The organism is Oscillatoria nigro-viridis PCC 7112, from assembly GCF_000317475.1.
Lineage (GTDB): Bacteria > Cyanobacteriota > Cyanobacteriia > Cyanobacteriales > Microcoleaceae > Microcoleus > Microcoleus nigroviridis.
Genome location: NC_019729.1, coordinates 5,001,633 through 5,013,881 on the forward strand (window position 1 = coordinate 5,001,633; position 12,249 = coordinate 5,013,881).

Below are 12,249 nucleotides of genomic sequence, written 5' to 3' on the forward strand. Positions count from 1 at the left end.
GCGCGGGTCTTAATTGGAAATTAGTAGTTAGGAACCCGATCGCCCTTCAGTTCGCAGTTCGATCGCTCAATTCCTATATTCCACTAATTTACCGCAACCCAAGAGCCTATTACCAAAAATGCCCGACTATTGCTAGTTCCCGATTCCCAGACGGCCAGCCAAAGCCGGAGTCAACGGCAACAGCGCAGCAATCATCAAGAACAAAGCTAGCAAACCCAAAGCCGCGCGAGCGTCGTCAGGCTCAGTCAGCTCGTTGAGGCTCGGCCGCTCCAGATTCCGCTGTAAAATCAGAATCACGATCGCCCAATACAGAGCCAAAGGATTAACTAAAGAAACGATGGCCAGCACCACAAAAGTCGCCAAAGTAGTGCGACTGGCTATTTTCCGACCGTAGATGGCTTGCACGATTCTACCCCCGTCCAATTGTCCCGCCGGCATCAAATTAATCGCCGTTATTACCAAGCCCAACCAACCGATCACAACCAGCGGGTGAACGTCAACAATCTGCTGCTGCAAAGCCGAACCCAAAACCACTTTTGCCAAAGTTCCCACCAAAACCGAGCCCTTGAAAAATTCTGCGGGAATTTGAAACAAACTGCCGGGGTGAGACAGCAGCAAACCCGTTACCAGCATTAGCACAGAAACTATTCCCCCAGCCGCCGATCCGGCAAAAGCGATGTCAAACAAAACTTTACGGTTGGGCAGCAGCGACTCAAAACGGTCGAGCGCTCCAAAACAACCTATCTGCAAAGTTGGTATAAAAAACGGCCAACTCAAGCCAACCTTGTACCGATTTGCCAGCACTCGGCGAGCAATTTCCCCAGAGCCTAAAACCGCCCAAATTCCGGCTGCAATTGGCAAAACTTCTAGATATCTAGCCGGCGAGTTAAAGAAATCGAAACCCAGCAGCAAACCGCCTGTCTCTAAGCTAGTAGCAATTGTTGCCAGCAGCAGCACGACTGCTAGGATTTTTTGATATACGGTAGTTGGCTGGGGGTCGTTGGTGCTGGGCAAGATAATAACTACGGGCTTGTCGTCCTGATTTTCTACTAAAAATAGACGGTAGCGATCGTTTAATCTTTCTTCCAAACTTGCCGTCAAACGCGAGTGTACTTGTTCTGGGTCTCCTCGGAGATTGCCTTTCAAGATTACCCCATCTTGATAGGGAATCGTTTCTGTGGCAAAGAAAGTATCAATTCCAAAGATGCCTTTAATTGCCTTGAGGTCTTCCACTGGAACGGGAATTATTTCTGATTCATTATTCGCAGGCGACGAGGTGACGATCTTAACGGTTTCTGGGGCTGGTGGTCGCTGCGACTCAGGGGCAGAGAAAGCATCGCTTTGCGACTTTACCTCAGCAGCATCGGGCCGCGGCAGCACTGTATCAGATGCAGCCTTACGCAATTGCCGGCCCAGATAAATGTACAATCCCGTGGATGCCACCAGCAGCAACAATACCGCCACTAGATTGAGGTAAATTCCGGCGGCGAACAAACCAAAGAACAGCAGCCAGGGACTCATCAGCGCAACAGACTGCAACCAAGCCAAAATTCCCAGTTTGCCAAAAGGTCTAGCGCGATAAAATCCCCAACCCAGAATTCCCAGAGCAACCAATACGAGCGCAATTGTTGCCGTATTTTCCGATGCAACTACAGGCATTCCGGTTGCTTGCGCCAATAGGGGCTTTAATCGGTCGATCGCGCTGCGGTCGAGTAATAGCATTACATTTTGGGGAACGTGAAATAGAGTTGTTGGGAACATATCCAAACCTGTCGGAAACTAGCCTGATTACTAAGGATAACCTCTGAGGGCTACTCGGCCCACAACCTGCTGGTGCTGTTTGAACATCGCAGGATCTCGGCTATTGACACAATAAACCTTTTATGATACCACATTGGCTGTGGCAAACATATACTCAAAAGGGTAGCAGTGTCGATCGCCCAGAAGCAGGAAGATTGGTCTGGGTTTGGCAGGCGGTGTTGTGCATTTGTTGGGCGAAACAAACGCGAAACAAACAAGGTTTGAGCAGCTCTCTCCTGACGGGGTGAAGAACGGCTCAAAGCATTGATGCTATTAGGTTTAGTTAACGGGTACGGCAGGACTTGAACCTGCGGCTCGCTGCTTAGAAGGCAGCTACTCTATCCAACTGAGTTACGCACCCAACTCAAAAATCGCTAACAAGATTATTGTATCGGTGCAGTGTGCGATCGAGCAAGTAAATTATGTGATGACTTACGCAGAAACCGCTTCGATGTACAAAAATATGGGGTGCAGTGCGAGGGATCGGGAAAAAAAACCAAGATGATGAGAGTGCCTGGGCCTCCAAGACTGTATCTGACAAAAGCTGGAGGGACTCACCGGCAAACAGCACAAAGGTAAATTTACAATCAAAACTCGGTAGGACGTGAACTCGGGTAAAGTATTTAGAGGTCGAGGTGAAACCCAACTATTTGGGCGATCGGATATCTCCCCAAATTAAGACGGAGCTCAGACAGGACAAGAGCCACAGGTGCTTTTTCCTTGAAGTCTGTTGGTTATGTTAACATCCGCTAGTGACAAAGCCTAAAACGCTGACCGCATTACCGCAAAACCAGAGAGCGTCCCCTGATTTGAGGTATGAGTTGAGTCAGAATGACTAATTTGCTGACATGGAGTTATGTTGGCTAACATTATGCTCGACTTGATATTTGATAAAAATGTGGTAGAACTAGGATTGAAAGACTCAGGTGAAAATCCCTGATGGTAAGGAGCCTCTATATAAGCTTCCTCTACGGCATCAAAGCAAAACAGTCAATCGCCCGCTCGGCACGAGCGCGAAAATCAAGCGTTGCCAGTACAGCAGTAGTAAATTGTGCGCGGGGGATTTTCCTTCGTGCATTGATTTATAAGCCAAGGCTGAGAGACAATCTCAACTTAGATATTTGTTAGCATTTGTTAGCAAAAAAGTATCGGAACGCTTGAGGAGAGAACCATCTCTGGGTGATCGGGAGCAATCCTGCTAATTTAAGTGGACTCGCTGAATCAAGAATCCCCTCGCCTTTAGGCATGGGGAGTGTCAAAAGCACAGCACCTCGGCCATGACAGGAGTCAAATCGCAGTGTCATGTTTATTCTGAAACGGCAGGATGTTGAAATAACCAATTTTCAACACCCAAAACGGGATCAACAAATTCCCATTCTCAATTATCAGGGGCAGACTTTTCGCCTGATCAGCGCCTTCAACGGCAAGCAAGCAGAAGACGCCAGAGCCTTGTGGCGGGACTTAACCGACAACCGAGGCAAAGCCTGTGTTCTGCTAGAAGAGCCGGATAGATATAGCGTCTGGGGAAAAGTCCGTTTAGATCAGCTTGCCGGTGAAGAACCGGCAGGGAATGAAGCAGCCAAAGCACCGCTGTTCGCGCAAGCTTGTCTGCTGCTGCTCCAAGCTGTTTACTTCGATGTAGAAGACCTCTTAGGCGCAAGGCAAGCCACATCGTTTCAGAAAGATATCGCCAAGGTATTTCAGCAGGGAAACTTCCCCCAGGCAGACTCCCCTGATGCGATAAAAAACTGGCTAACCGTTAGTCCCTTGCAAAATCACAAGGTGCCTCCTTGGCAAGAGCAGCATCTCAAGACCTTATTGCAAGAAGTCCACCGTTTGGGTAAATCATATTTTGGCAATACAGACTTCGCGGAGGGAGTGAGCGATGTGCTGCAAGATATGCCAGCACCGGATCGGACTCAGTTTCTAGATTGGCTGAAACAATCAGCCCTCAACAAGTTGTGGATCGCAGGATAGAAAATCTGTGACAATTGCTCAGACAATTGGGTCCCGATAATGGAGCTTAGATAATTGCACTGTAGGGGGTACGCGATATACAGGTTGGATTGCCAACTTGTATTGACCAACCAAATTGTTGATTCGGTTTGGATGCCACCTATGGTCTGGCAATTTAACTAAGTTTCGATCCCAGTCCCCACCCAGAATCATTGATATGAGTAGGGGAGCAGGAAAGCAAAAAAACAGATACCTCAACCTTTGAGGGTATAATTTCAGAGATAGATTGGGTACTGTAAAAACCTTAACGGTGCAGACATCTACCGTATGTCTATCATTGTATTTCCGGGTACAAGATCGACTAACGACTAATTTATTGAATTAGTAAATAGATATTATTCTTGCTTAGTCTTTCTATAGTGTACGAGGGCAAAAGTCTCGACGACACACTGAGGACGCCAGTTATTCCGGAAGCGTCAGATAGAGGTTTTTTAAGGTTTTTTGGCGAAAGAATCCTCATCTCCAATCAAAGATTGAGATGGGGTGCGTTCAACCGCTAGTTAGGTCTCGTGGAATCCCTATGAGTAGCACTTCAGAAAAGTCATCTACATCTTCATCTTTACTGTCAGCTCAGACCCTAGTGATTGCGGGCATTGTCTGGGCTGTCATGGCGCTGCTGTTCTTTTTGCTGTTCAGCGTCCCCCTCTCAGCAGAAGAGGGTTTACCTCTGTGGTACTCGATCGGCACTTATATTTTTGAATGCGGAGCATACTTCGGAGCGGCTTTAGTCTGTTTTAGAAACTGGCAAAGCCCGCACATGGTCAGCGGGCGCAACGTCTGGCTGGGCATAGGTCTGGGGATGCTGTTTTATTTCCTAGGTGGCGTGCTGTTCGGGATTTGGGAACTCTATTTCGAGTTAGATCCCGACGTGTCTCCTGCAGATGCGTTTTATCTGGGCAGCTATGTGGTCCTGATCGGGGGCATGGTTGTAGCTGTGACTTCCAAGCGGCTGAATCTAGAAATTTGGCAGTGGGCTTTGTTAGCGGGAATTGCAGCCTTCGGGATTGCTGTAGCTATCTGGGTGGCTGCACCTGACTCTTGGAGAACCCAGCTAGGAATGGCTCCGGCAGGCACTCAGGAAGTAGTGACAGAATCTGCACCAGCATCAGTTGCAGCAGGAAGAGCGCCTGCTTTGGACAATTCGTCCAAGATACAGCCAAAAGCTGCTGCAACTGATGCTGCATCCGCACCCGAAGCAGAAGAAGCAGAAATCAAAGCTCCCGGATGGGTGATGGCACTGGACAAGCAACTGTCGCCTTACAAAAATGCAATCAATTTGTTTTACATCGTCGGGGACGTTTTTCTGCTGATTATTGCTACGGCATTGCTGCTGGCGTTTTGGGGAGGACGTTTTTCCCAATCTTGGAGAATGATTGCGGCTGCAACTTTTTCGCTTTACATCGCGGATATGTACTTTAAATGGCGCGATACTCAGGCTCAGGGTAGTTATCAAAGCGGCAGTTTGCTGGAAGTCTTTTTTGTTTTCAGCGCCATCCTGTTCGGAATAGGAGCTATCTTGGAACATGACATCTCAACCCGTTCTCGCCAGAGCAGGCGCAGTCGTCGCGCAGCGTAGCGATTTGAGATTCGAGTTGCTTTGGCAAGCGATGGGGAGGCGAAAGCTTTTTTGCCCTTGTCGGCATCTCTGAGCTTGAAATCGAAGATGAAAAATCACAGTTCGCTGACTGCTATCCTGCGTCTTTTCACGTCTTTTTGCTGGAAAACTTGGCATGACGCCTACAAAACTCTCCGATTCAGACAAACGCGAACTCATCAGGCTGTACCGACAGTCAAACGAGAATACTATCACTCTGGCAAAGCGCTACGGAGTGAGCAGTTCGACTGTGAGGCGCATCATTCAGGGGGCTTTGTCGGAGCCGGAATACGAATTTTTAGTGCAGCAAAAACAAAAGCGTTTGCCCGATCGCACCAGTGTTTCTGAACCGACAGAGGCGACTACTGAGCCGTCGGCAGATGGCGAAATCGCTCCTGTAGGTGTCCCCCTGTCGGAGTCAGTCCCCGTCCAGCAGTCAGCCTCAAATTCGAGACCGACGATCCGAAAGCGTTCTGGATCGGTCCCTGAACCAGTTGCAGAACTCAAAATTCGAGGGAATGTAGAGTCGGATTTGGATGTTTCTGATGTGCCAGAAGCCCAAGCAGCCAATCTTGCCGGTCGCAGCCACCGCGCTGTTGTGACTGGTGAACGAAAGGCAATGCTGCCAGCATCCGGGCTGCTGGCAGGTGAAGACTTTAGCGACTTCGAGGACGACGAGGATGATGAGGATGATGAGGATGATGAGGATGATGAGGATGATGAGGATGATGAGGACGATTTAGATGACGACTTCGACGAAGATTTAGAGGATGAAGACTCTCTGTTTGAAGGCGGTATGCTGGGATCGATTTCGTCGTCGGGCGAGTCGATCCTCTTCGAGGGCAACGCTTACGAGCTTCGGGGTACAGGACTGATTCAAGTTTTGCCTTTAAGCGAAGCATCTGTACCCAAAATTTGTTATTTGGTGGTCGATCGGGCAGCGGAGTTAATCACCAGACCTCTAAAAGCTTTTGGCGAACTGGGTCAAATTCCGCCTGCGGAAATTCGCGAGAAAACCCTGGCAGTGTTTGACAATCACCGAGTGGCCCGCCGATTTGCTACTCGCAATCAAAGGGTTTTCAAAATTCCTGACGGCAGGCTGCTGCAAAAAGCCGCGCCTTACTTGCTAGCCAAAGGAATTACTCGGCTGCTGATTGACGGCCAAGTGTATTCCATCTAAGGATTCAGCAATTAAGTTAATATTCTGCGGTGTTAGAGTCTTCTGAATTTGTCTGAAATTTAGGACGCGAGTTTTGGGAATCTGAAAGGTTCCACAGAGGTTGCAGCAGCGCACCGCCAATGAGTCCTGCACTAATGCTCATGGCCAATACTACTCCTACAGGTATTTGTATCGATTTAAAGAAGATAAAGTTTAAGGACACTGGGGCGGCGTTCTGCACTGAGATAATGCCGATCGCGCTTGCTAAAATTGCTACTAAAAAACTAATGGCGAGCAGAGGAATTGTTTTCATAAACGTGTTGACAGGTTAATAATTTAACTTATATACTTATTTTATAATCGAAATCTATGTAATTTTTTTATTTTTGCAAACACCCCATTATTTAATAATATACAAGATTATCCGGATAAAAGTCAAGTAGATTCGGAAAAGATTTACGAATTTTTTAAATTAACTAAAAATTAAAAATAAATAGATAAATTTACAAATCCCAAACTTTAACAAATCCCAATGTATTGCAAATATATAAATCGCTGACCAATATCGGTGATTGATGTTCAGAGGCTTTGCAAGAGTTATCAAAAATACGTAAGGTGCGCTTCGGCGCACCTCACAATCCCAAGCGCTAGGGGAAAAACCCCCGTTGGAATAGGTAGAAATTTAAACAGGTTCTAACTGAGAAATTACCTTTTCCATGTGTTGGGCAACTTGGCTTTCTTTTTCCACAGAATTGGTTTCCATGTAAACGCGCATCAATGGTTCGGTTCCCGAAGGCCGCAGCAGTACCCAGCCACCGTCTTCAAGATAAAGTTTAATCCCGTCTTTGCGGCCGATTTCCTTAACGCCGATACCTGCTACTTCTGTGGGGGGATTCTTGGTAAAAGATTCCAAAACGGCTGCTTTGTGGGCTTCTTCTAGGTGCAAGTCCAAGCGTTTGTTGTAAAGGGGGCCGTCGGCTTCTTTAATGGCTTCTTCGACTAACTGAGAAAGCGGTTTGCCTTCATAAGCGATCGCCTCAGCAACTAGCATATCAGCCAAAATCCCGTCTTTTTCGGGGATGTGACCCAAAACGCTCAAACCGCCAGACTCTTCGCCACCGATGAGCACCGCAGTTTCCCGCATTTTTTCGCCGATGTATTTAAAACCGACTGCGGTTTCGTAGATTGTTAAACCGTACTTGGCGGCTAAATTGTCTAGCAAGTGAGTAGTTGCGACTGTACGGACGATCGCCCCAGTCAAGCCTTTATTCTTCACCAAGTGACGCGCCAGCAGCAACAGTACAGTATTTGGAGTCAAGACATTTCCCAACTCGTCAACAATACCAAAACGATCGCTGTCGCCATCGGTAGCTAAACCCAAATCCGCCGCATCCTTCTTAACAGCTTCCACCAACTCGACTAACTGTTCGCCCTTGGGCTCGGGCATTCCGCCGCCAAACAGCACGTCGCGGTAGGTGTGAAAACTTTCGACATCGCAGCCGCAGTGTTCCAAAACACCGTCGAGATAGCCGCGAGAAGTCGAATAAAGGGCATCGTACTTCACCTTCAACTTAGCAGAGCGAATCCGCTCCACATCTATCAAAGTATAAAGAAACTTCAGATATTCGGGTTTCGGGTCAAAAGTCGAAATTTTATCGTTGTGACTGCCTTTGGCTGGCGCATCAGAAGCACCAGCAATATTTGCCACAATAGTATCGGTAATTTCCGGGGTTGCCGGGCCGGCGTAGTCGGGGATGTATTTAATGCCGCAGTAAGGTGCGGGATTGTGGGAAGCCGTGAACATCAGAGCTCCTGCGGAGTTGAGATGCTTGGCGCTGTAAGCGATGACTGGTGTGGGGCAATCTCGATCGACCACTTTCACAGTCCATCCCAAATCTGCCAATACTTCAGCCGCCGTGCGGGCGAACTCGTCTGCCAGAAAGCGGGTATCGTAGGAGACTAGAACTGGGCGGTCTTTGGTGTAAGCGGTTTCTAGGTAGCTGGCGATCGCCCTGGTTACTTTTCGCACGTTGGCAAAAGTAAAGTCACGGGCAATCAGTCCCCGCCACCCGTCGGTTCCGAACTTGATTTCTGTTGAATTGCTGCTGGCGCTCATTTTATCCACTTCCTCTCGTCCTATTAATCCTACCCGAAGCCATAGCCTTAAAGACGTACTGGTCGTGCTGTTTGTCAGGAGCGATCGCCCGCGGGGCCCAATCAACCCCATCTTATCCCTATGGGGGCAAGCTCTCTCTGCAGGAGGATGACTCGAAGCAGCCGGAGTTGATAGTGTTGAAGAGCGCTCGGGCCAGCCTATCTAAATTCCGGTTTTGAAAGGTGGTTTGGCTATCGAATAAACGCTTCAATAAACGCCTATCAATTGCGGGCTATTGGAAAATCTAAAAAACCGCAATGGCAATGGCATTAACCAAAGGCACATCAATTTTATTCTAATCTTAAATTTAATTTTTTATAAAAGCAGCTTGTTTTATTTGTGACGGTTTCCGAACAACCGCAAGGCTAAAAATAAATTTTTCGTTTAAAAACGGAAATAAATCAATCCAAATCACCGCTCGCTGGTGCTTTAGCATAGGTTCTTTGAGAAACTAGGGCGATCGACAACAGCGATTTAAAACAAAGATAAAATATTTCAAAGCTCATTTTTTTTCAGACACAATTGACTTTAAGTCTGAACTTGTAAGACAAATTAAATTTATTTTCAGATGGTTTTACTGGTAAAAAAAATTGGGTGGCGGCTCACAGGATGACTGTGTTCTAAAACACAATAAATAACCTTATTAACGTATAGATGATATAAAGATGCAGGCAGTCGAGGAAAATAGCCTTTAGTTCTAAGCACAAAGGCAGATGACTGTCAGCGTACAAATGCAGAAAATTGTAGTTAGCAACGTTATTAAGGGAGTGAATCGGGTGCGAATAAAAAAAAAACCAGGTTTGTCATGACGGGTATTTCACAAATATCTTCAAAGTATTTACGAGCAGCAGGCGAACTTCCACAGGGCGACAGTTTGGCGGCGCAAGGTATTAGCAGATCGGAAATTTACAAACTCCCAGACGCTAAAGGCGTCAACGTTTCTTCCTTAGCAGTTAGCTGGGCAAAAAAATATTACACTACAGTGGCGGCACGAGAAAACCAAGCCCCGCTACGACAAATTCCCCCAAGCCCAAAGTTGACTAATTTTGAGGGAAATCGAGCCAAAATAGTTGACAAATTGAAACATACCCTGAAATTAGCCAGCGAGATAGCTTGGAGTAGAGTAGAAGCTGTTTTAGGGGAACAAATAGATCGGTACGCGATCGCTCCGAGCTTAATTAATCCTTTAGAAATTGCTGCCGACACTAGCACTTTATATCGGAAAGCAATAGACGCTTACGGGGATAGAGAACCTGTTTTCCGCTTGTCAGTGCTGGTAGGAAAAGATATTATCCAAGTGAGGCGGAAATACTCAGAGACCGATCCGTTAATGCTGGGATTTGTGGCGGTGGAGTTTCAATACACTAGCAAAATCTTGTTAGGATGTCTTTCGGAGTCAGAGCGATCGGAATTTACACCATACTTAAAAGTTATAGAGGACTACCTGCACATTCCCTACGGAGAGATTAACCAGGCTGCGGCGAATCAGCCCCCGAATTCAAGAGATGTATTGGCCGTTCAGCATTTGTTGCAGCATACGACTCAGATTGCTAGTGCAGTGTACGATCGGGCTAGTTCCCAGCATCAAGGATACTGCAGCAACAGCGGTTATTTGAGCGATCGGGAGGTAAAAATTTCTGGCATCCGGGATGTCGAGATTTTTCAAAGCTATTTGTGCTGGTGCGTTTTGGAAGGTAGCATTCGCCCGGTACAGCAAGAATTGTTTCCAATTTGCGTGATGTTGTACCCCAAACTTCATGTAAGTTGGGAGTTAGTGCAGGATATGCTGCTGATTTTGTTTTGGGAAATATCCGATCGGCTTCCCGATGAAGATTTAACGGTATTTTTACCTTACTTGCGTACTGTGACAGAGATGTTTTCCAGCAATGTGTTTGATAATTAAGTAATTGGTAATTGGTAATTGCCTCTAATTTTACCAATAGCCTATTTAAAACTCCAAGCTGCAACTGCCAAACATCCCCAACCCACAATAAAAGCAACTCCCCCCAGTGGCGTAATTGCACCCAGCCATTTGATGTCAGTCAAACTCAGGGCGTACAAACTGCCTGAAAAGACGATCGTGCCGGCAATAAAAGCCCATCCAGCGACTGCAAAAAAGGTTTGAGACTCTTGGGCGGTGCTCAAGAGTAAAGCGACAAGTAATAGAGCCAGGGCATGGTACATTTGATATCGAGCGCCAGTCTCAAAAATTGCTAAAGCTCGATCGGTCAATTGACTTTTTAAAGCGTGGGAGGCGAAAGCACCGCCGGCAACGGATAAGCCTCCGAATACGGCTGCGGTTGCCATGAAGATTCGCGTTAAGATTAGTGATGACATAATTTAATGATTAATTTAATTTAATTTAATTTTACCGTTGGGTGGGGATTGTCGATAAAGCAATCGCTCTTTTTTTACCGCTGATAAATGTGGATGGATGAAATGGCGCTCGTTTTTATGATAAAATTAAGACTATTCATGTAGCAATTTAGTAATTAAATCACCATGATAGCTGAACTTATGGTACAACCTTCCTACTGGATTGATAGTGAAATTTCGATTCAGAAAGTTAGAAATCTTTACTTATTCAAATTTACGGAAAATCTGCAAGCTAGATTAGAAGAACTGGCAGAGAGGAAAAAGGCTAATCTTTTAACTTCAGAAGAGGTTGTAGAACTAGCAAGTTTACTAGAACTGGATCGGATTTTTACCTTAATTAACGCGAAAGTTATAGCAGCTTCATGTCCATAAACCGTCCTAAGCAATTTTTTATGCTATCTTAGATTTTGGCTCCTCTGTTTAACAAAAATAATTAGTGTATGAATTTGCGCTTTTATATCGATCCTGAAACTGATTTACCTCATATTTATGAACATGGAGTCAATGAGGTAGAAGTTGAGGATATAATGAGAAAGCCAGGTGAGGATCGTTGGGGCGTGAAGGTACGCGGGTAGCTATTGGTCAAACTATAGATGGTCGTTATCTTAAGATCGTTTACGTTCCTGAACCAGAGTCGTATAGCGCTTTTGTTATAACAGCGTATGAGTTAACAGGTAAACCTTTGAGTGCTTATAAACGCCGACAACGTGGTAGGTAAATATGGCAACACAAAATCAATTTCCCTTGGGTTGGGATGAAAAACAAGTGCGCCAAACGATCGAACATTACGATCGACAGTTAGAAGATGAAGCGGTAGCAGAAGATGAAGCAGCGTTTGATAGTAAAGAGCAAGCGTTTGTTCAAGTTCCTTTGGAGTTATTACCGTTAGTTAGAGAATTAATCGCTAAACATTATGCCAGTGTTTAAGACAAGATAAAGAAAAGCGATTTGGTAGCAGGATCGTATGTTTGTTTGACTCTTTGCAGCCAATCAGCATAAGCTGGAGGATTCTCTCTAGCTCGGTTAATTTCTGAAATCATTCTCTGCTCAAATGCTGAACTGTTTTGAGCTAAAGCTACTGATATTTGTGTTACTTGAAATGTGGTTATAGCCAGAAAAACTAAAGTTTGACGCATCAGATACTCGCTA

Annotated in this window: 12 protein-coding genes and 1 tRNA gene; 7 read left to right on the plus strand and 6 right to left on the minus strand. The window is 46.1% G+C overall.

All coding sequences use genetic code 11. The annotated features are described in order from the left end of the window. Positions 1-132: 132 nt before the first annotated feature. Positions 133-1,761: a site-2 protease family protein gene (locus OSC7112_RS20950; RefSeq protein WP_015177784.1), complete on the minus strand. Its 1,629-nt coding sequence runs from the start codon at positions 1,759-1,761 to the stop codon at positions 133-135. Positions 1,762-1,883: 122 nt separating this feature from the next. Between OSC7112_RS20950 and OSC7112_RS40020 the strand changes: the two genes are divergently transcribed. Beyond that, positions 1,884-2,048 carry a hypothetical protein gene (locus OSC7112_RS40020; protein ID WP_190274243.1) on the plus strand — a complete coding sequence of 55 codons (165 nt, stop codon included), beginning with the start codon at positions 1,884-1,886 and terminating at the stop codon, positions 2,046-2,048. Positions 2,049-2,087: 39 nt separating this feature from the next. Here the strand turns inward: OSC7112_RS40020 and OSC7112_RS20955 are convergent. Further along, positions 2,088-2,161: transfer RNA gene (locus OSC7112_RS20955), tRNA-Arg, on the minus strand. 941 nt (positions 2,162-3,102) lie between these two features. Between OSC7112_RS20955 and OSC7112_RS20960 the strand changes: the two genes are divergently transcribed. The 3 genes from OSC7112_RS20960 (at position 3,103) to OSC7112_RS40025 (ending at position 6,590) form a co-directional block, all read left to right on the plus strand. Further along, positions 3,103-3,777 (plus strand): Npun_F0813 family protein, encoded by a 675-nt coding sequence (locus OSC7112_RS20960; protein WP_015177785.1) that lies wholly within the window; start codon positions 3,103-3,105, stop codon positions 3,775-3,777. A gap of 559 nt (positions 3,778-4,336) precedes the next feature. After that, positions 4,337-5,392, plus strand: a complete 1,056-nt coding sequence (locus OSC7112_RS20965; protein ID WP_015177786.1) for a hypothetical protein — start codon at positions 4,337-4,339, stop codon at positions 5,390-5,392. Between the two features lie 154 nt (positions 5,393-5,546). Continuing rightward, complete coding sequence (locus OSC7112_RS40025) at positions 5,547-6,590, plus strand: helix-turn-helix domain-containing protein (protein WP_015177787.1); 1,044 nt, start codon at positions 5,547-5,549, stop codon at positions 6,588-6,590. A gap of 16 nt (positions 6,591-6,606) precedes the next feature. Here the strand turns inward: OSC7112_RS40025 and OSC7112_RS20975 are convergent, their stop codons facing one another. Beyond that, entirely contained in the window at positions 6,607-6,882 is a 276-nt protein-coding gene (locus OSC7112_RS20975) for a LapA family protein (RefSeq protein ID WP_015177788.1), read from the minus strand. A gap of 369 nt (positions 6,883-7,251) precedes the next feature. Then, on the minus strand, positions 7,252-8,685 hold the full coding sequence (locus OSC7112_RS20980; protein WP_015177789.1) for a phosphoglucomutase/phosphomannomutase family protein: 1,434 nt from the start codon (positions 8,683-8,685) through the stop codon (positions 7,252-7,254). Between the two features lie 844 nt (positions 8,686-9,529). On the opposite strand from OSC7112_RS20980, the gene OSC7112_RS20985 reads away from it, so the two are divergent. Continuing rightward, positions 9,530-10,627 (plus strand): bilin-binding protein, encoded by a 1,098-nt coding sequence (locus OSC7112_RS20985; RefSeq protein WP_015177790.1) that lies wholly within the window; start codon positions 9,530-9,532, stop codon positions 10,625-10,627. 41 nt (positions 10,628-10,668) lie between these two features. On the opposite strand, the gene OSC7112_RS20990 is transcribed toward OSC7112_RS20985, so the two are convergent. Continuing rightward, entirely contained in the window at positions 10,669-11,061 is a 393-nt protein-coding gene (locus OSC7112_RS20990; RefSeq protein ID WP_015177791.1) for a DUF423 domain-containing protein, read from the minus strand. 165 nt (positions 11,062-11,226) lie between these two features. On the opposite strand from OSC7112_RS20990, the gene OSC7112_RS20995 reads away from it, so the two are divergent. Together OSC7112_RS20995 and OSC7112_RS21005 are read left to right on the plus strand one after the other, a co-directional pair. Beyond that, entirely contained in the window at positions 11,227-11,472 is a 246-nt protein-coding gene (locus tag OSC7112_RS20995) for a hypothetical protein (protein ID WP_015177792.1), read from the plus strand. Between the two features lie 348 nt (positions 11,473-11,820). Continuing rightward, complete coding sequence (locus OSC7112_RS21005) at positions 11,821-12,027, plus strand: hypothetical protein (protein WP_015177794.1); 207 nt, start codon at positions 11,821-11,823, stop codon at positions 12,025-12,027. On the opposite strand, the gene OSC7112_RS21010 is transcribed toward OSC7112_RS21005, so the two are convergent. Further along, the gene (locus OSC7112_RS21010; RefSeq protein WP_015177795.1) at positions 12,024-12,236 is read right to left on the minus strand and encodes a hypothetical protein; all 213 of its coding nucleotides are present in this window, start codon (positions 12,234-12,236) and stop codon (positions 12,024-12,026) included. The two genes, OSC7112_RS21005 and OSC7112_RS21010, sit on opposite strands and share 4 nt — an antisense overlap. Positions 12,237-12,249: the final 13 nt, after the last annotated feature.